This is a genomic window from Leptothermofonsia sp. ETS-13 (assembly GCF_049200465.1).
In the GTDB taxonomy this organism is placed as follows: domain Bacteria; phylum Cyanobacteriota; class Cyanobacteriia; order Leptolyngbyales; family Leptolyngbyaceae; genus Leptothermofonsia.
The window spans coordinates 2,542,733-2,561,298 of record NZ_CP120836.1; the positions used below are offsets into that span (position 1 = coordinate 2,542,733).

Genomic DNA, 18,566 nt, shown 5'->3' on the forward strand with positions numbered 1-18,566 from the left:
TCAGCAAAACTTTACACAAGAGAGAAGCGGGATCGCCTTCAAGGGCGACTCTGCCTTTTGGTAGACTTACACTGAGGTTAATATTTGGAAATCGCGCAAAATCAGCAGTTGGGAGGATTTGCTTCGTGGAGAACACGCTAGGTTTAGAAATTATTGAAGTGGTTGAACAAGCTGCGATCGCCTCCGCTCGCTGGATGGGCAAAGGTGATAAAAACACGGCTGACCAGGTGGCCGTGGAAGCAATGCGAGAGCGTATGAACAAAATTTACATGCGCGGTCGGATTGTGATTGGTGAAGGGGAGCGGGACGAAGCCCCCATGCTATACATCGGTGAAGAAGTGGGCATCTGTACGCGCGAAGATGCCAAGAATTACTGCAATCCTGATGAGCTGGTTGAAATTGACATTGCGGTCGACCCCTGCGAAGGCACCAACCTGGTAGCTTATGGTCAGCCCGGTTCTATGGCGGTACTAGCCATCTCGGAAAAAGGTGGCCTGTTTAACGCTCCCGACTTTTACATGAAGAAGCTAGCGGCTCCACCAGCAGCAAAGGGCAAGGTTGATATCAACAAGTCAGCGACTGAAAACCTCAAAATTTTATCAGAGTGTTTAGATCGCGGTATTGAGGAGCTGGTAGTGGTGGTGATGAAGCGCGATCGCCACAACGAGTTGATCAAGGAAATCCGTGAGGCCGGTGCCAGAGTTGCCCTGATTACGGATGGAGACGTGGGTGCGGCGCTAAGCTGTGCCTTCGCAGGGACCAATATTCATGCCCTGATGGGGATTGGCGCTGCTCCTGAAGGGGTAATTACGGCAGCAGCAATGCGAGCTCTGGGTGGTCATTTCCAGGGACAACTGATCTATGACCCCGAAATTGTGCAGACAAAGGAATGGGCCAACAAGACCAAGGAAGAAAACCTAGCTCGTCTGAAGGAAATGGGGATTACTGATCCCGATAAGGTTTATGACACCCACGAATTAGCATCCGGTCAAACGGTTCTGTTTGCTGCGACGGGTATCACCTCTGGAAACCTGCTTCAGGGAGTCCGCTTTTTCAGTGGGGGAGCCAGAACCCAATCTCTGGTAATTTCTACCCAGTCTAAAACTGCCCGTTTTGTGGACACCATTCACATGACTAACAAACCCAAGAGCATCCAATTGCACTAACGTTTTCCATTGACTGTCAGCTATCAACAATCACGGGTTTTTGCTCAAGCTGGTAGCTGACGGTTATATTTACCCCCTTTAAGAAATCCCCCACTCAATTCCAGATATGAATATTGCTGTTGTCGGGTTGAGCCACAAGACCGCACCAGTCGAGGTTCGAGAAAAGCTAAGCATTCCAGAAAACCTGTGTGAGAAAGCGATCGCCCAGTTGTGCAGCTATCCCCACATTGAAGAGGTCGCGATTCTCAGTACCTGCAATCGGTTGGAAATCTATTTGGTGACGACTGAAACAGAGCACGGCATGCGTGAAGTGTGCCAGTTTTTGTCGGAGCACAGCAAGCTCCCTGTCCATAGCCTGCGACCCTACCTGTTTACCTTGTTGCACCAGGATGCGGTTATGCATCTGATGCGGGTTGCTGCGGGGCTAGACAGCCTGGTCCTAGGGGAAGGGCAAATTCTGGCGCAGGTGAAGCACTGCCACAAACTGGGGCAGCAATACCAGGGGGTGAGTCGCATCCTGAACCAGCTCCTGAAACAGGCCATTACTGCCGGTAAGCGGGTGCGAACGGAGACCAGTATTGGGACAGGAGCCGTATCCATTAGTTCTGCTGCGGTGGAACTGGCTCAGATGAAGGTGCAGAATTTAGCAGCTTACCGGGTCGCAATTTTGGGAGCAGGCAAGATGTCGCGCCTGCTGGTGCAACATTTGATCTCTAAAGGAGCCGTCAACATCTCCATTCTGAATCGATCGCTGGAACGAGCCAAAGAACTGGCAAACCAGTTTCCTGAAGCAGAACTGCATCTGCATTCCCTTTCAGACATGATGACGGTAATTGCTAACTCGGATCTGGTATTCACCAGTACCGCTTCCACTGAACCGTTGCTTGATCGCTCCAAGCTAGAAATGGTGTTAGCTCCCGGTCAGCACCTGATGCTGTTTGATATTTCGGTGCCGCGGAATGTGGATGCCGATGTAAATGATCTGCCCCACGTGCAGGTGTTCAACGTGGATGATTTGAAAGCGGTAGTTGCTCAGAACCAGGAAGCTCGCCGCCAGATGGCGATGGAAGCCGAGGCACTGCTGGATGAGGAGGTTGAGGCGTTTGATTTGTGGTGGCGATCGCTGGAAACCGTTTCGACCATCAGCAGCCTGCGCGAAAAAGTGGAAACCATCCGTACCCAGGAACTGGAAAAAGCCCTTTCCCGTTTGGGGAGTGAATTTGCTGAGAAGCATCAGGAAGTTATCGAGGCTCTGACTCGCGGCATCGTCAACAAAATTTTGCATGACCCGATGGTGCAACTCCGTGCCCAGCAGGATATTGAAGCCCGCCGGGTTGCAATGCAAACACTGGCGATGCTGTTTAACCTTGACCCGGCATCCAATAAGCAATTTGGTTAGTTGTTGGTTATCGGTTGAGTTGTTGAGGAAGTGAGGCGTGGGGAGAGGGGAATGGGGTGATAGACTCCCTCATTCCCCAACTCATCCATTTATAGCTCTACGCAGGTGCGTTAGGACATTGGAATTAGAGAGGGAATGGGGGCTTCGCCCCCAGCCAGGGGTGGAACCCCTGCACCCCGTCCTAACCACAATGACTACCGCTATATCTACCCTTTCCTCTTTCGCCTTAACTCAAAACTCTTCTGGCTCTTGATCTCTCACTATCCCACCATACCTAAAGCGTTATGTTTATTGAAGTAACGCTACATATTGTGGTTTTTAAGATTTCTTCGCTACCAAACCGTCGAGCAGTCGTGCAATAATAATCCGGCTGTCTGTCCAGGTACGGTAATGCAAGCAAAGGATATTTCTAATGTCGTCCAGATGCGGCGTGGAACAGTAAGTCAGGACGAGAACGGACTGCTCAACTTCCATCTGCCCAATCCAGAGGACGAGAAAATCCCAGAAACCGAGTTTCAAAATCGGATAGAGCAGGCATGGCTGGTTTGCGATCGCGTCAACTTGCAAACCGATATCTGGCGGGGGCGCATTTTACGCACAGTGCGCGATCGCGAAAAATTTTATGGCGATGGGCGCGGTACTGGCTTCTTGAACTGGTTGAAGGATCGAGAGATTAGCAAAAGCCAGGCCTATTCTTTGATTGAACTGGCAAACAGCGCCGATAAACTGTTGGAAGGGGGCTATCTGGAGCCAGAGGATGTGAACCAGTTCAGCAAACGGGCCTTTGTCGAAACGGCGAAATCTGACCCGGAAGTGCAACAATTGGTCAGCGATGCTGCCAGAAAGGGCGATCGCATTACCCGCCGGGAAGTTCGCCAACTCTCAGATGAGTGGACCGCCATGACCACGGACCTGCTCCCCACCACCGTGAAGGAGAAAGCCGCCGATCACACCATTCCAACCCGTTATCTGGCCCCTCTGGTGCGGGAAATGAAGAAATTGCCAGCGGTGCATCAGGAGCCAATCCGGAGAGCGATCGCAGAAAGCCCTGATGTGGACACCTTGAAACAGGCCACCGCCGAAGCTCGCTACCTGGCAAAGTATCTGGAAGCCGCCCATAAAGTCCAGGCACTCAATAACGAATCTCTCAACCTGGAACTGGCACTGGAAGAAGCTCTCCGTATCGGCTGCCTCAGTTCTACCGCCGAACTGATCAATCAATCCGCCCAGCTAGAACAGACTGCCACAAAGCTCTACCTCACCTGGAAGCGCCTCAATGCCCTATCAGAGCGACTCTACCTGGACAGTGGTGCCAGTACTCCCCACCTTCGCACTCTCCTCAGTTGTTTAGGCCATCTTTCAGGAGAAACCATTGAAACTCCTCTAGCAGGTGGAGGCGATCGCACCATCCGGCTAAAAGTGTTATCTGGTGTAGAAGCCGATGAGAGGGCAGAGATGTAAGAGGCACAGCCAGAGCCGGAAGAAGTGAGGAGAGAGGGTGAGGATATGGACTCAATGGCGCTGGTGGTATAAATCGCTTTGCGAATCTCAGGCGGAAAAGCAATGTCCCCTTCACCCCAGAAGTCTTCTGGTTTCTCGTAGCTTTGCAGGAGTTGATCAAGCAGTTTAGGCTTGAAAAGCCATAATGTTGTTTACTGACTCCTGGTTCCTGGCTTCTTTCCTGTTTCTTTCTCCCAACCCCTGGCCCTCCCTCCATTGACCCCAAATGCCCAATCTTAAGTCTTCTCATTCCCTACTCCCGACTCCTCACTCCCTCACGCCTATCCCCCTTCTAGGGTCGCTGGTCTCCGTCGTCCTGATTGCTGCTCCCGTTCAGGCACAAAAGTCTCTCTACCTGGCCTATCCCCCCAACAACCATGAAACGATCGCCAACCAGATCTTTTTGATTGGAACGGCACCCGCAAAGGGAACAGTGCTGGTCAATGGAAAGCCTATTAGCCGGAGTCCTGTGGGTCACTTTGCACCAAGTTTTCCATTGCAGGTAGGTGTCAATCGGTTTGTTTTGCGCTACGGCAAGCAGGAATTAATAGTCAACGTGAACCGCCTGTCAACCGAACCGGAGATTCCGGCAGGGTTTGCCTTTGCGAAAAATTCACTCATGCCAGCGGTGGATATTGCCCGATTGCCGGATGAGTGGCTCTGTTTTGGGGCGATCGCACCTGCCAATGCCAAAGTTGCTGTGCAACTGGCAGGGCAAACAATTCCGCTGTCCTCTCCTACCCAGAAGGTTGAATTGCCGGATAATGCAGCGGTATTGACGCAGAAAAATCAGCCTGTATCCCGCACGGCGGCTGGGCATTATAAGGGCTGTACCCGCACTGTGCTGCTGGGTGATTTAGGCAAACCAGAGTTTCAGCTCACGGTGGCAGATCAAACCACTAGCCAGATGGGTTCCGGCAGTATTCGGATTCTGTCACCAACTCAATTAGAAGTGGCTGAAGTGATTGCCGACAATGGTGCAGCCCGTACAGGACCGAGCACAGATTATTCGCGCTTAACCCCTCTGCCCAAAGGTACTCAGGCACTGGTGACTGGCTATGAGGGGGAATGGGTGCGGTTGGACTACGGTGCCTGGATTAACCGCAGGGAGGTGCAGATTCAAAAAAGCACCACCCTTCCCACATCCCTGATTCGCAGTATCAAAGCCCACCAGGTCGATGGCTGGACGGAAGTGGTATTCCCGCTGCAAGTCCCGGTGCCCCTTAGTATCCAGCAGGGCGATCGCACCTTTACCCTCACCCTCTACAACACCACCGCCCAAACCGACATCATCAAACTCGACGACGATCCTTTAATCGAGCGGCTGGACTGGCAACAAACTGTTCCCGGTCAGGTTCAATACACTTTTAAACTCAAAACAAGCCAGCAATGGGGCTACAAGCTCCGCTATGAAGGAACCAGTCTCGTGCTGTCCCTACGTCATCCTCCAGCAGGAACCAGAAGTCAGAAGCCAGGAGTCAGGAGCCGGAAGGGGCCAGGGGCCAGGGAGATGGGGCTCTCCCCCCACCCCATCTCCCTGGCCAACATCACTATCCTCCTCGACCCCGGTCATGGAGGTCCTGAAGATTCTGGTGCGGTCGGTCCTACTGGTTTGCAGGAGAAGACTGTGGTACTCACCATTTCTAAGCTGTTGCGGGAACAACTGACCCAGCGTGGAGCAAAAGTTGTGATGACACGGGAAAAGGATGAAGATGTGTCTCTGCAAGACCGGATTGCATTAATTCATAAAACCCAGCCCACCCTTGCCCTCAGCCTGCACTACAACGCCCTACCGGACAACGGCGATGCCATCAGGACGAAGGGAATCTCCACCTTTTGGTATCAAACTCAGGCTCATAGTCTGGCAGTGTTTCTGCACAACTATCTTGTAAAAACGCTCAAACGCCCATCTTACGGCGTTTTCTGGAATAATCTGGCTTTAACCCGTCCGGCAGTTGCTCCAACGGTTCTGGTGGAATTGGGTTTTATAATTAACCCGGTGGAGTACGAATGGATTGTCAATCCTAGTGAACAGAAACGCCTGGCGATCGCACTTGCCGACAGCATTACAGAATGGTTACGGCTCAGCCAATCGCTTTAATATAGCATTCCTAAATCAGTCGTGAGATTGAGAGGCTTTAAGAGAAAGGATTCCTGCGGAATTTTTTCGACAAACAACCGATTGTCCTTCGCCTTGACTCCAACCCACTGGTCACTGCCAGCTAACAAATCTTTGATGCGTTCCCATTGGTCATCTCGTAAAGCATAGTGGCGAGTGGTCATGCTCAGCTTGTAGGATAAATGTCTGCTATCCCAGCTTACCTATTTGATGACACGCCCTAGGACTGCCGTAGCGATAGCCACCAAGCTTAGGACGGCGTGCAGGGGTTCCATCCATGGCTGGGGGCACAGCCCCCCACCCCCTTAAAACCAATGTCCTGAGCAACTTGGCAGCAGTTATTTTACGGAAAAACTAAGGGTTTTAGTGGATATGAGATTTAGTCATTTGTCGGAGGGATTGAATCGTTGTGATCGCCCATGCGGCAGCCTGGTCAATTTCCATCTCACTATTAAACCGCCCAATACCGAATCGAATTGAGGCATAGGCGAGTTCTTCAGAACGTCCCAATGCCCGAAGAACATGGGAAGGGGTTATTTGGGCAGAGGTACAGGCAGCTCCTGATGAAACCGCCATGACAGGCTGCAAGCCCAGATGAAGCGCCTGCCCATCCACTCCTGAGACACTAACATTGAGGTTGCCTGGCAATCGTTGCGTCGGATGGCCATTGAGGTCGATGTCCTCCAGTTGGCTTAGTTTCTGCCACAGGCGATCGCGCAGATAGATCAGACGCTGAGTTTCAGAGGACATTTCCGCTATTGCCAGTTCTACTGCTTTTGCAAAGCCAACAATTTGCGGAGTATACAGGGTACCAGATCGCAACCCCCGCTCATGACCGCCTCCATGAAGTTGGGGAGCCAGGTGAACTCTGGGATTGCGACGACGTACAAAGAGTGCCCCGATGCCCTTAGGGCCATAAACTTTGTGAGTTGTGAGGGACATCAGATCGACCTTCATCATCTCAACGTCTAGGGGAATTTTGCCGATCGCTTGCGCCGCATCTGTATGAAAGAGAATCTGACGTTCCCGGCACATTGCACCAATTGTTGATAACGGCTGTAGGACACCAATCTCGTTGTTGGCTGCCATGATCGAAACCAGAATTGTATCGGGTCGAAACGCCCGCTCCAAATCGGCCAGGTTGATCAACCCATCCGTTTGAACAGGCAGAAACGTCACATCAAAACCGAGGGACTGCAAGTAGCGGCAGGGATCTAGGACAGCATTATGCTCCGTTACAACCGTAATGATGTGGCGTCCTCGCTGGAAATTAGCTTCGGCCACCCCCTTAATTGCCAGATTATTCGCCTCTGTGGCCCCGCTTGTGAAAATGATTTCTTCAGGAGAAGCATGAATTGCGATCGCCAGCATTTCTCTGGATTTTTTCACCGCTGCTTCTGCTTCCCACCCATATAGATGGCCTACACTAGCCGCATTGCCAAACCGCTCTGTGAAATAGGGCAGCATTGCCTCCAGTACCCGCTCATCAATGGGGGTTGTGGCATGGCAGTCTAAATAAATGGGTCGCTGTTGCATTTCAGGCAAGTATTGACGGTTACAAGTTCAGGTTTTTACTATTAGATTAAAATTAACAAGTGTAAAGATAAGTTACATATACTCATTTAGCTGCTCGTATCATTGGCATTCGGTATGTCTATTCTCACTTTCTCCGCCAGTCACCTTTCCCGTCGATTCTGTGTTCGCAGGATCCTCACCTCCTTTGTCCTTGTGGTTTTACCATTACTGGTTTGGCTGATCCCATTTCCAGGTTCTGTCGCCTATGCTTATAACAACCCAGACCTGCTTCCTAAAACCCAAACACCCGTGATTGACCTGGCAAAGGCATTAACCAGTTCTCAGGAAGAAGACCTGGTAAAAAACCTGGAGAATTTTGAGAAGGAAACTGGGTGGAAACTGAGAGTTTTGACCCAGTTTGAGCGAACCCCTGGGGCGGCTGTGAAGGACTATTGGGGACTGGATGACCACAGTGTTTTGCTGGTCGCAGATCCCCGCGGTGGAAATCTACTTAATTTCAGCGTTGGAAATGATCTCTATCCCCTGCTGCCCAGAACCTTTTGGATTGAGTTGCAAACCCGCTTCGGCAATCAGTTCTTTGTCAGGGATCATGGGGAAGATCAGTCCATTCTAGAAGCGTTGAACTCCATTCAAACCTGTCTACGTCAGGGGGGGTGCCAGGTGGTTCCTGGATTGCCGAGGGAGCAGTGGATTCTGACTCTGATTACCTCTATTGTAGGAGGGGTCGTTTGTGGTTTTGCTGCCCATCCCCGTAAGGCAGGAGAGGTAATTGCCTGGCAATGGGCTTTAATTTTTTCGCCCCTGTGGGGAATTCTCTTCATTGCATTCGGTATTGGTCCAGTGGTTTCTCGAACAACAGACTGGCTACCCTTATTCCGAAACTTTGCTGGGTTTTTCATTGGAGCACTGGTTGCCTATTTATCACCCATTGTGAACCGTCCTTCTGCCCCGGAAGCTTGAGGGTATTATTGATCGCATATTCTTTTGTTCGTGGGTGGCAGGAGTTAGTGGTGCTATAGCGATTCTTCTTGAAAATTGAACGGGGCGCAGGGGTTGAACCCCTATGTGGGGCTTCGCTCCCCTGGTTCATAAACTATTTGTGAGCGCTATAAGTAGTAGTTGAATAGGATAAAAGTTTCAATTCATACAACCTCTAAGTAGCTCCACCCGATTAATTGTAGTAAGAAGAAGGAATGGGGGCTGCGCCCCCAGCAGGGGATTCCATCCTCTCCACTCCCGAATCTATCTTCAATTTAATTTTGTCCAGTTACTTAGTTCTTACCTAGAATCAGCAACGCCCAGGGGTCAGGTGAGATGGAATGGCACGCATCGGATGCTCAAAGTCTGGCGATTATTGATCGGGAGATTGGGGATCATGTCTTTTCTCCGGCTGAATATGAAATTGTTCGTCGGGTCATTTACTCTACAGCTGACTTTGAGTACAAATCCCTGATTCGCTTCTCGGAATTGGCGCTTCAATCTGGTGCAGCTGCCCTGGCAGCCCGCGGTACGATTGTGGTCGATGTGCCAATGGTTCAGGTTGGAATTACTACCAATATTCAAAATACTTTTGCAAACCCAGTTTATTGCAGTATGGATGCGCTGACCCGTCCCCAAAAGGAGAAAACGCGGGCAGCCTGGGGCATTGAAACTCTGGCACGGCGCTACCCTGAGGGAATTTTCGTAATTGGGCAAGCACAGACTGCCCTTACCTCTCTGGTGGAATTGATTGAGGCAGAGGAGATTCGACCTGCTCTTGTGATTGGAACGCCTTCTGGTTTTGTTGATGTGGAGGTTGCCAAAGAACGATTGGCCGATTCACTGGTGCCCCACATTCGAATTGAGGGACGTAAGGGAAGTGCTGTGGTAGCAGCCGCGATTGTGAATGGTCTGGTAGATCTGGCGTGGCAGGCCTATGGTCGAGAACGGAATGGCTTGTGACTATTCTATCCGGTCTTTAAACCGCTCCCGGAATCCTTCTCGCTTCTGCCTCATATGCTCAACAAACTTCTTTCGTTGCTCGAAATTCAACACTTCTCGAGTTTCTAGCAAGCTATTAAAACGAGTGTCTGCAAACCGCTGTTTCAGCGTTCTCACTTCGTTGTATTTCTGCCGAATCTGATCCACGGGAGTATCTCCTGCTAGCATCGCTCGGAGTTCTTTTTGAGCCTGCTGCACTGCCTGTCGTTGTTGAGTAAAGTCGTTCTTGTAGCGGCTGCGGATAGCTTCAATCTTTTGAAACTGGGCTGGTGTGAGGTTCAAGTCTTTGAGCCAGTTTCCTTTTGACCGTTCTTTGGATTCTCGTGAAACCTGCGCAATCTGGTTAGAGAATAAGGCCCCTGGCCTGGAGATTGCGATCGCACCTCCTAGAATGACAACAGTAGCCGCGATCGCAGCAATCCGACGGGGGAACATGGGTCTACCTCCTATCAGGCAGTGGGAAATCAAAAATGGGGGATGGAGAGTCAGAGGAATTGGCAACTAAGTGAGTCTGAGATTGCTGGCTTCTCAAAATGGGCCATTCGTCTTCAGTGTCATCATTCACTGAGGCTTCCCAGGTGGTTTCAATAAATGCTTCCAGTGCTTCCAATTGGGCAGGACTGGGTCTGGAAGGAACAATTGTACGATAGCCGCCAAGCAACCCCGCAATGAGGCTGGCTGCGATCGCGGTGGGTAGCCAGGGCGATCGATACCATCGCCGCCGCTGAACCTGACGGTGCCCCGAATGCTCAATCGCATGCAGGATTCGCTCCTCTAAATCAGGCGGGGCAGCGGGCGGTTGGGGGCGATGCTGTTGCAAAAAGTTGATCAGATCCCGGTCATCCTTGGGAGATGGGGTTGGGGGCTGAGTCATAGTTGAACTCCTTCCTTCTGAAGAAACTGGCGCATCGCAGCACGGGCATGAAACAGACGAGATTTCACGGTTCCCACCGGTATTCCCAGGATTTCAGCAACCTCCTTCTGCGGAATTTCCTCTAGATCATGCAAAACCAGAATTGTGCGGTGGTCAAAGCTGAGTTGAGCTAATCCCCGTTGCACCAGCTCCTGATAGTGCAGATGGATCACATCCGGAGCATCCTGTTGGGTTGTGGTGTGTTGGATGATCACCTGCAACCGGGTACGATTCTGGGCTAGAGCCTGGCGGTGATAAGATGCCACATTCCAGGCAATTCGGTAAAGCCAGGTAGAAAACTGGGCCGACTGCCGGAACTTAGGCAAACCCTTCCAGGCGCGCAGGAACACTTCCTGTACCACATCATCCAACACCGAGGCATCACAAAGCTGATAGAGAATTGACCTTACCCACTTTTGATGGCGACGGTAGAGCAACCGAAAGCTCTGCGCGTCTCCCCGGAGACACTGCTGAACCAGGTCATGATCCGATTCCTTGATAGGGATCTGCCGATTTTGCTCTGGGGGATCCTGCGATTCAATCGCCACTGATAACACCTGAGAAATTCACTCCATTCATTTTGATGCCTCTCTGTGTATGTAAGAGAGGAAAAAGTAAGAAAAGGTTCAAAAAGGGGAACGGTAGGAGGCAGGAGCCAGAAAACTCAGAACTTTCCCACCTCACCCCCAATTCGTTATGTAATATTACGAGGGCTCTGCTCTTTTTTTTTAGATTTCTGTAAAGTGGATTCGGTATTTGCGATGCTTCTGTAAAGTGCATTTCAGTTTTAGGGAGCATCATCCAAAATGGACACAGTAATTTAACTGAGGCCGTATTAATAACTTTGCTATTTACATAAATGGTTGGTTACCTAAAGGTAGCTGTGGAAGCTGGGTTCTATCTCCTACACTACGTAAGTCGGGTGTATACGGCAGACAACCAGTGTGATTGATGGTTTTAGAATGTCCATTTACCGAACTGGTTAGAGTGTTGTGACTAAATTTGAAGAAATGAGTAATCAAGCAATACTCCTAGCCCATGAGTGCTTGATTCCTTTGCCTGCCTCCTTCACCGTAGTTCAGGCAGTTGGCTTCAAACAAGAGTTTCAAAAAACCTGTGAGGATAACCCTGACCTAACCACATTTGTATTTGACTTCAGTAAGACTAACTTCATGGACAGCAGCGGTATTGGAGCGTTAGTTGGCTGCTGGAAGATTGCTCAAAAACGTGGTGTCAGGCTGGTTCTGCGCAATGTTTCTCCCCAGGCAATGTCAATCCTGTCGCTGGCAGATCTGGGACGGCTATTTGAAATTGAACAAAAAGGACAAAAACCGAAGCGATCGCGCCAGTCCAAGTCGCCTCCTTTACAGGAATTACCGTTTGTTACCCATCCTTCCGTGAAATCTCGGACCAAGCGCTTGATTGATATTGTAGGGGCATTGGTTGGGTTGACGATTACTGCAGTTCTGTTTGTGCCAATCGTCATTGCCATCAAGCTAGATAGCCCTGGACCTATTTTTTTTTGGCAGGAGCGCTGTTCCTGGATGGGCAGGCGATTTCGGATGTGGAAGTTTCGCTCGATGGTGACGGATGCAGAAAAACTAAAGCATCTGGTTGAAAATCAAGCCTGTGGAGCGATTTTTAAGAACGCGAATGACCCCCGGATTACCCGGGTTGGACGGTTTCTCCGGCGTACTAGCCTGGATGAGTTGCCCCAGTTCTGGAATGTGCTGAAGGGTGAAATGAGTCTCGTGGGAACTCGCCCCCCCACACCTGATGAGGTGGAGCGCTATGAGATTCCCCAATGGCAACGGCTGGACATTAAACCCGGCATGACTGGAGAGTGGCAGGTCAATGGGCGATCGTCTGTCAAAAACTTTGAGGATGTTGTGCGCCTGGATCTGAAATACCAGGAAAACTGGAGTCTAATATATGACTTGCAGTTGATCCTGAAGACGATTGGAGTAATTTTCAATCGAAATGCAGGAGCGATGTAGTGGGTGCGTTAAACAACTCCTCCAGCCACTCCAGAATAAGGGGATTGACGATTTCTGGGCGATCGTCATGGGGGCAATGTCCTGTATTTGGTATGGCAACTACCTTAACTGGCTGAGATTCCACCAACTGTTCGTAGATTTTTGCTCCAGCAACAGGTGTCCAAGGGTCAGCATCACCCCAGAGGACCAGTAGTGGAACCTTTACTTTAGGTAGTAGCTCTGCCGGGCTGGGACCAGGGGGAGCTGTGAGCACAGATGCAAACACTTTTTGCGCGCCTTCATCACAGGAAGGGGCATAGAGCATATCGACCAGTTCATCTGTGATAGCTTCCTGGTTGCGATAAACCTGAGCAAGCGTGCGGCGAATACGATGCTTCTGACGAATCTGGTTGAAAACAAGTGGACCGAACCAAGGTGACTTCACTAAATAGGTAAAGGCTGCCATGATTAACCGGAGGGGTATATTCAATTCATTTGGACGGTGACTCATTCCTCCGGCACTGTTAAGCAGCACGCCACCTTCAGCCGTTTCTGGATGGTTTGCCAGCATGATTAAACATAGCAAGCCTCCAATTGAATTACCCACAAAGACAGTTGGCTCGTTGATATGAGCTTTCCAGAAATCAAACAATAGTTCTTCCCAAAGGTCGAGGGTGTAATCGATGGCTGGTTTATCGGAACCCCCAAAACCCAGCAGGTCGATCGCAAATACTCGATACCCTCCTGCTGCCAGAACTGGAATATTCTTACGCCAATGACCCAACGATGCACCGAATCCATGCACCATTAGCAAGGGTTTTCCTGTACCAATGACGGTGTATTGAATGGAGTGGCCCTTCCAGCTCCAAGTGAATTTTTCGAGTACGGACGCAGGTTGAGTAAGTAGTACTGTCACGGGAATTATGAAGAAATCTAAACATTCTTATCATAATATTTTCCTTGAAATCGTTCATCTTTTCGGGGGTGAAATGTTGGATGAATCCTCGAAGCTGTTGCTATAGCAATTTGCATATGAGTGAAATCATGCCTCTTAACCAGTGTGGAGTGTACTTTACTATCAAGATAAAACCGAGGTATAAAATCAGGTCCATTGTTGAGATGTTATTAAGGCAACGATAGAAACGGAAACGGTTTTGGTGGAATTCTCTCCCTGGAAGCATCCAGCAATCATTGAGCACAATCAACGCCTGATACAGAGTTTTATTCGTTGGACAGGGCGATCGCTTCTGCCATTGGAAGATACCCCCGAAGAAATAGCCCATGCCTTGTTTGAAGCTCCATTTGTCGTGGTTTCCCATGGGACTGAGGCGGACCCCATCCTTAACTATGGCAATCGCAAAGCATTGCAGCTCTGGGAAATGGACTGGGATCAGTTTACTCAAACTCCTTCTCGCTTAACGGCTGAACCAATGGCCCAGCCGGATCGCGATCGCCTGCTCACACGGGCCAAAGCCAGCGGATACATTGACGACTACCAGGGCATTCGCATCTCCAGCACGGGGCGTCGGTTTTTGATCCAGAACGTGGTGCTCTGGAATGTCATTGATGAGCAGAATCATCCCTGTGGGCAGGCGGCAACTTTTTGTAAATGGGAATGGCTGCCATCCAACATGGACCAGCAGGAGTTAGAGGGCAAAAGTCAGGATCCAGAAGGGGAAAGGGTGGGGGAGTGATGGAGTAACGGAGTGGATGGGTGAGGCCAAAACTGAGAGCTGATATTACCTGCCTCCTGGCGTTGTACCTGCAAGACCAGGAGCAGTTTTGGTTAGTCCTGGTGGGCCGTTACCTTCCCGTCCAGGGGCATTGCCCGAAAGTCCCGGAGCTGTTCCGGTTAGTCCTGGTGGGCCGTTACCTCCCGGTCTAGGGGCATTGCCCGAAAGTCCCGGAACTGTTCCGGTTAGTCCCGGTGGGCCGTCACCTTCCCGTCCGGCGGTGTTGCCTGAAAGCCCTGGACTTATGCTCGTCTGTCTAGGAGGAATTGCAACAGATGGTGGAAAGATTGAAGGTCTAGAAACTGTCGCAGGCTGCAAGACGGTAAGGTCTGCCGGGTTGGGTGGTGAGGACACTGGCGAATTTGTGAGGGATGGGACAGAGGTTGTCTCTGTAGCTGAACCAGCGGTTCCATCTGCTCCTCTCAAGAATGCAGGATTCTGAAGTGCATTAGAGTTTGAAATGGGTTCCTGAGCGTTAACAGCGGCGACCGTTTCTTCTTGAAACAGGGCGACTGCCGGATCGGTTGGCTCTACCGGCTCCTGCCGTGATAGGTTCAACCCCTTCACTAAATCACTGGTTTCGTAAAATGTCCGGAGGTCAAAATGATAAACGCGCTCAATTCGATTTTGGATAATGATAACCATTTGCCCCGCGGCCAGGGGTTGAACCTGGGTGCAATCGCGATTGTTGACCTCAATTCCGCTATTAGTCAGCGCCCCAACCAGCGTGGTATCGGTTTCAGGCACATAGCGGACGAATAGAGCAGAGCCACGAATTCCAGCGATCGCATTGGGAGTTTGTAACTGCGTTCGCCCCCGACCCGGTGGAATTAGCAACAGTACCGTACCCGTATTCAACCGAAAGGTGCGGGTATTGGGTAAGAACTGAAACAATGCCTGCTCTCCTACCCTTGCCAGAGAACCATCATTAAATCGCAGCTCTGCCAGGGACAACCGGGCTGTAGACAAGGCATCACCGGGAGTCAATGCATCTTGAACTCTAGCAGGGCGAGGGGTCTGGTTCCGCAGTAACAGCCGAACTGTGTTGCGTATGGATTGGACAACTGCCCGCGTTAGAGGGGTTTCGGCATTAACTGCACCCGGAAACAAAAACGCTCCTCCCCCCCACATTGTTGCAGCCAGCAAAAACACCAGTCTATGCTGTAGGAGTTTTTCAAACATTTAAGCAACCTCAGCTAACCGGGTTATATCTCCCGCTGGAGTTCCCAATGCCCATCTCTAGAGACGTAAGAACCAAACTACCGTGCGGGCAGGTTTGTTTGGATCTGAGCAACCAGATCGGAGCAACCAATCCAAACTCATCAACAGAGAGAGCAAAATAATACTGGTAGAGCACTCCTTTTTCCCGCCGCTTCCAGAAAATTTACCTTTTGATGCGGGTTTTGATCCGGGTTTATCTTACTGGCTTACAACCAGCAAGGGTAGTATCGGGAGGCAAAGGCGCAAACAATCTTTGTAACCGATCCGTTTTCGTTGACCAGCGTAGATAAACAAACGAGCTACCAAACTCTATCCAGAGAAGTAAGTAGGTAGTCATAATTAATGGGTAAAGGAGGGAGTGGGGGCTGCGCCCCCAAGGCAAAGGGTTTCACCCCCTCCACCCCCGAAATTACCCTTAATTTAATTGCACCTCGCTACTTAGCTGTAGGCAATTCAATCTTAGCAATTTAATGGATCTGCCATTTGCTTACCACCCAGACTATGTTGCACCCCTCCCTCAAGGGCATCGCTTTCCAATGCCAAAATTTCGGATGCTCTACGAAATGTTGCTGACAGATGGGGTGGCAGTTCCCAGTCAATTTCACAGGCCAGAATGTCCATCTCAGGAGTGGATTGAGCTGGTGCATACTTCTGGGTATGTAAAGGCATACTGTGAAGGAACGCTGGATTCTAAAGCGCAACGGCGGATTGGGCTTCCCTGGAGTCCAGCGCTGGTGAATCGTACCTGTGTAGCGGTGGGAGGGACGATTCTCACGGCAAAATTGGCATTGGAGTGTGGGCTGGCTTGCAACACCGCTGGTGGAACTCACCATGCATTTCCAGATTACGGCTCGGGATTTTGCATTTTTAACGATCTGGCGATCGCATCCCGCCTTTTACTTTGTCAGGGACTTGTTCAAAAAATTCTGATTGTGGATCTGGATGTGCATCAGGGTGATGGCACCGCTCACATTTTTCAGGACGACCCTCACGTATTTACCTTCTCCATGCACTGCGAGAGCAACTTCCCTGGTACCAAGCAAAAGAGTGATCTGGATGTCGCCCTACCAGAAGGAATGGAAGATGAGGAATATCTGCAAACATTAGCTGCTTACCTGCCTGACCTGTTATCGGAGGTGCAACCTGACCTGGTATTTTATGATGCTGGAGTCGATCCCCATGTTGGCGATCGCCTGGGCAAACTTGCCCTCACGGATACCGGCCTCTTTCGCCGTGAAATGCAAGTTCTTAGCACTTGCCTCTCTCAGGGGATTCCTGTCGCTTGCGTGATTGGTGGTGGCTATGCCGATGATTTGAAATCCCTTGTCTACCGTCATTCCCTAATCCATCGGGCTGCCAGCGACGTGTACTGTCTGTTGAAGTAGTATAGCGGTAGGCATTATGGTTAGGACGGGCTGCAGGGGTGGAACCCCTGGCTGGGGGCAAAGCCCCCCACCCCCTTAAAACCAATGTCCTGAGCAACCTGGCGACAACTATAGTCCGTCAGAATAGATTTGAGGAGTAGCTCAACTATAAAATCCATTTCCAGGGTGTTTTGAGGGGTTAAAAACCCTCAAAACAGTCTCGACAGACCAGTGGAGAGGAGAGGGGTGAGTGTGAGGGAAGGAGGGAGCAAAAGACTATCACTTTATTTGCTGACAATTCCTGACCATTGGGCCTTCTTTTGATGGTTGCGGCGGTAAGAAAAGAAATTGTCCGGATTCTGGTAGGTACAGAAGGGGGCGATCGCAATTTGCTCTGCATCAACACCTAACTGCTCCAGTTGCAGAACATTAATCCGGCGTACATCCAATCGCACCCGTCCTGGTTCAGGGTCATCCAGTACAGGCGGATCAGAAAGTTGGCGCAAGGCAACCAGGGTTTCATCCACATCGTCTGGACTCGTTGACACAACAGTTGCGCCAACCTGAGCCGCCACTTGTTTCGAAACCTGGTAAACCTCGCCTGCGATCGCCGGACCCAAAGCAATCCGCAGATCCTGAAGCTGGCTGCCCTGAGACTGAAGACGGGCGATCGCCCCTGGCACAATCTTCATCGCCGTCCCCCGCCACCCAGCATGAACCGCTGCCACATGCCCTGTCACCACGTCTCCAATCAGTGCTGGGGTACAGTCTGCACTACAGACCCACACAGCCTGCCCCGCCTGGTCCGTCACCAGTCCATCTGCCGGAGGAAGCTCATCAGTAGGGGACAAATTCCCTGCTGAAGCTGCCATCGCCTCAACCTCCGAAGGCACCAACACCGTATCACCATGTACCTGTTTCACACGGTAAACCTGAGCTGTGGGGTGCAAAATTTCCGTCAACCTGGTGGGTGGTTGAGACCAGAAATGCTGTGTAAAGAATCCATGTTTCCAGGGTTCCAGCAACCTACAGGTCAGGTAGGGCAGGTCATTCCAGGTACGCCAGTGCCAGGTGTGCATAAGGGGGGATGGATGATAAGTGGTAGAAGAATGACTTTTCAGCCCCAGTTTCTGTAGCGAATGAACACGCCTAACTAAAGTTGACGATTCTCATAGCGTCCAAATTTTTGCCAGTGTTCATAGGCACTACGAATCTTGCGGCGTCTGACTGCATCTGCCACATCAGGATTTTTTGAGAGGTAACTCGCTTCATTAAACGCTGGGAACCGTCCTTCATAGCGTCCAAACTTTTGATAGTGTTCACAGGCACTACGAATTTTCCCACGTCTAATGGCATCTGCAACATCCGGATAGGCGGTCAGGTAAAATTTTTCATCTAGGTTGCCACAGCGGTTGGAGAACCCCTGGTCATAACGATCATAGTGGTCATAGGGATCATAGCGGTCATAGCGATCGTACCGATCGCTGCTTACCCTTCTGCCGCACACAATTCTGTCGTCTCGCTCTGACTCAACGCAAACTCGTTGTTGAGCGATCGCTGGCATGGCAGAGGCAGCCAGCATCAGGGCTGTAGCCACAGTCAATAGTCCAAATGATTTAGAAGCTTTCATATTATTCCTTTCATTGTTACAAATGCTAT

The 18,566-nt window shown here is 50.6% G+C and carries 17 protein-coding genes and 1 pseudogene; 9 read left to right on the plus strand and 9 right to left on the minus strand.

Annotation, left to right across the window (positions count from 1 at the left end):
* Positions 1-125 precede the first annotated feature (125 nt).
* The 4 genes from glpX (at position 126) to P4D80_RS11490 (ending at position 6,166) form a co-directional block, all read left to right on the plus strand.
* Complete coding sequence (gene glpX / locus P4D80_RS11475) at positions 126-1,166, plus strand: class II fructose-bisphosphatase (RefSeq protein WP_421659277.1); 1,041 nt, start codon at positions 126-128, stop codon at positions 1,164-1,166.
* Positions 1,167-1,272: 106 nt separating this feature from the next.
* Entirely contained in the window at positions 1,273-2,565 is a 1,293-nt protein-coding gene (locus P4D80_RS11480) for a glutamyl-tRNA reductase (RefSeq protein WP_421659278.1), read from the plus strand.
* Between the two features lie 390 nt (positions 2,566-2,955).
* On the plus strand, positions 2,956-4,026 hold the full coding sequence (locus tag P4D80_RS11485) for a hypothetical protein (RefSeq protein WP_421659279.1): 1,071 nt from the start codon (positions 2,956-2,958) through the stop codon (positions 4,024-4,026).
* 265 nt (positions 4,027-4,291) lie between these two features.
* On the plus strand, positions 4,292-6,166 hold the full coding sequence (locus P4D80_RS11490; RefSeq protein WP_421659280.1) for an N-acetylmuramoyl-L-alanine amidase: 1,875 nt from the start codon (positions 4,292-4,294) through the stop codon (positions 6,164-6,166).
* A gap of 59 nt (positions 6,167-6,225) precedes the next feature.
* Here P4D80_RS11490 and P4D80_RS11495 read toward each other — a convergent pair.
* Both P4D80_RS11495 and P4D80_RS11500 read right to left on the minus strand, forming a co-directional pair.
* Positions 6,226-6,348 (minus strand): annotated as a pseudogene (locus tag P4D80_RS11495) (IS5/IS1182 family transposase); the annotation flags it as partial.
* A gap of 199 nt (positions 6,349-6,547) precedes the next feature.
* Positions 6,548-7,720: a cysteine desulfurase family protein gene (locus P4D80_RS11500; protein ID WP_421659281.1), complete on the minus strand. Its 1,173-nt coding sequence runs from the start codon at positions 7,718-7,720 to the stop codon at positions 6,548-6,550.
* Between the two features lie 114 nt (positions 7,721-7,834).
* Here P4D80_RS11500 and P4D80_RS11505 point away from each other — a divergent pair, with 114 nt between their 5' ends.
* Positions 7,835-8,680, plus strand: a complete 846-nt coding sequence (locus P4D80_RS11505) for a TPM domain-containing protein (RefSeq protein ID WP_421659282.1) — start codon at positions 7,835-7,837, stop codon at positions 8,678-8,680.
* A 354-nt stretch (positions 8,681-9,034) separates the two neighbouring features.
* Positions 9,035-9,661, plus strand: coding sequence for a precorrin-8X methylmutase (locus P4D80_RS11510; protein ID WP_421659283.1), 627 nt, complete (start codon positions 9,035-9,037; stop codon positions 9,659-9,661).
* On the opposite strand, the gene P4D80_RS11515 is transcribed toward P4D80_RS11510, so the two are convergent.
* Genes P4D80_RS11515 through P4D80_RS11525 form a run of 3 tightly spaced genes read right to left on the minus strand, consistent with a single transcriptional unit; the run spans position 9,662 to position 11,161 of the window.
* Complete coding sequence (locus tag P4D80_RS11515; RefSeq protein WP_421659284.1) at positions 9,662-10,135, minus strand: Spy/CpxP family protein refolding chaperone; 474 nt, start codon at positions 10,133-10,135, stop codon at positions 9,662-9,664.
* A gap of 4 nt (positions 10,136-10,139) precedes the next feature.
* On the minus strand, positions 10,140-10,574 hold the full coding sequence (locus P4D80_RS11520; RefSeq protein ID WP_421659285.1) for a hypothetical protein: 435 nt from the start codon (positions 10,572-10,574) through the stop codon (positions 10,140-10,142).
* A complete protein-coding gene (locus tag P4D80_RS11525; RefSeq protein WP_421659286.1) occupies positions 10,571-11,161 on the minus strand; it encodes a sigma-70 family RNA polymerase sigma factor in 591 nt (196 codons plus the stop codon). The genes P4D80_RS11520 and P4D80_RS11525 overlap by 4 nt, the downstream gene beginning before the upstream one ends.
* Before the next feature lie 507 nt (positions 11,162-11,668).
* On the opposite strand from P4D80_RS11525, the gene P4D80_RS11530 reads away from it, so the two are divergent.
* Positions 11,669-12,610 (plus strand): sugar transferase, encoded by a 942-nt coding sequence (locus tag P4D80_RS11530; protein ID WP_421659287.1) that lies wholly within the window; start codon positions 11,669-11,671, stop codon positions 12,608-12,610.
* Here the strand turns inward: P4D80_RS11530 and P4D80_RS11535 are convergent.
* Positions 12,585-13,505, minus strand: coding sequence for an alpha/beta fold hydrolase (locus P4D80_RS11535; RefSeq protein WP_421659288.1), 921 nt, complete (start codon positions 13,503-13,505; stop codon positions 12,585-12,587). The genes P4D80_RS11530 and P4D80_RS11535 overlap by 26 nt on opposite strands.
* 241 nt (positions 13,506-13,746) lie before the next feature.
* On the opposite strand from P4D80_RS11535, the gene P4D80_RS11540 reads away from it, so the two are divergent.
* Entirely contained in the window at positions 13,747-14,283 is a 537-nt protein-coding gene (locus P4D80_RS11540) for an MEKHLA domain-containing protein (protein WP_421659525.1), read from the plus strand.
* A 45-nt stretch (positions 14,284-14,328) separates the two neighbouring features.
* Here P4D80_RS11540 and P4D80_RS11545 read toward each other — a convergent pair whose 3' ends face one another.
* Positions 14,329-15,504, minus strand: coding sequence for a FecR domain-containing protein (locus P4D80_RS11545; protein ID WP_421659289.1), 1,176 nt, complete (start codon positions 15,502-15,504; stop codon positions 14,329-14,331).
* Between the two features lie 575 nt (positions 15,505-16,079).
* On the opposite strand from P4D80_RS11545, the gene P4D80_RS11550 reads away from it, so the two are divergent.
* Positions 16,080-16,928 carry a histone deacetylase gene (locus P4D80_RS11550; protein ID WP_421659290.1) on the plus strand — a complete coding sequence of 283 codons (849 nt, stop codon included), beginning with the start codon at positions 16,080-16,082 and terminating at the stop codon, positions 16,926-16,928.
* Between the two features lie 263 nt (positions 16,929-17,191).
* Here P4D80_RS11550 and pgeF read toward each other — a convergent pair whose 3' ends face one another.
* Positions 17,192-17,986: a peptidoglycan editing factor PgeF gene (pgeF, locus tag P4D80_RS11555; protein ID WP_421659291.1), complete on the minus strand. Its 795-nt coding sequence runs from the start codon at positions 17,984-17,986 to the stop codon at positions 17,192-17,194.
* Positions 17,987-18,060: 74 nt separating this feature from the next.
* The gene (locus P4D80_RS11560; protein WP_421659292.1) at positions 18,061-18,537 is read right to left on the minus strand and encodes a hypothetical protein; all 477 of its coding nucleotides are present in this window, start codon (positions 18,535-18,537) and stop codon (positions 18,061-18,063) included.
* Positions 18,538-18,566 lie beyond the last annotated feature (29 nt).

Bases quoted from the DNA above. Each gene is read 5' to 3' on its own strand.
- P4D80_RS11520 (WP_421659285.1), bottom strand. From the start codon at position 10,574: ATGACTCAGCCCCCAACCCCATCTCCCAAGGATGACCGGGATCTGATC.
- P4D80_RS11515 (WP_421659284.1), bottom strand. From the start codon at position 10,135: ATGTTCCCCCGTCGGATTGCTGCGATCGCGGCTACTGTTGTCATTCTA.
- P4D80_RS11485 (WP_421659279.1), top strand. From the start codon at position 2,956: ATGCAAGCAAAGGATATTTCTAATGTCGTCCAGATGCGGCGTGGAACA.
- P4D80_RS11560 (WP_421659292.1), bottom strand. From the start codon at position 18,537: ATGAAAGCTTCTAAATCATTTGGACTATTGACTGTGGCTACAGCCCTG.
- P4D80_RS11505 (WP_421659282.1), top strand. From the start codon at position 7,835: ATGTCTATTCTCACTTTCTCCGCCAGTCACCTTTCCCGTCGATTCTGT.
- P4D80_RS11510 (WP_421659283.1), top strand. From the start codon at position 9,035: ATGGAATGGCACGCATCGGATGCTCAAAGTCTGGCGATTATTGATCGG.
- pgeF (WP_421659291.1), bottom strand. From the start codon at position 17,986: ATGCACACCTGGCACTGGCGTACCTGGAATGACCTGCCCTACCTGACC.
- P4D80_RS11545 (WP_421659289.1), bottom strand. From the start codon at position 15,504: ATGTTTGAAAAACTCCTACAGCATAGACTGGTGTTTTTGCTGGCTGCA.
- P4D80_RS11550 (WP_421659290.1), top strand. From the start codon at position 16,080: ATGCCAAAATTTCGGATGCTCTACGAAATGTTGCTGACAGATGGGGTG.
- P4D80_RS11490 (WP_421659280.1), top strand. From the start codon at position 4,292: ATGCCCAATCTTAAGTCTTCTCATTCCCTACTCCCGACTCCTCACTCC.
- P4D80_RS11500 (WP_421659281.1), bottom strand. From the start codon at position 7,720: ATGCAACAGCGACCCATTTATTTAGACTGCCATGCCACAACCCCCATT.
- P4D80_RS11480 (WP_421659278.1), top strand. From the start codon at position 1,273: ATGAATATTGCTGTTGTCGGGTTGAGCCACAAGACCGCACCAGTCGAG.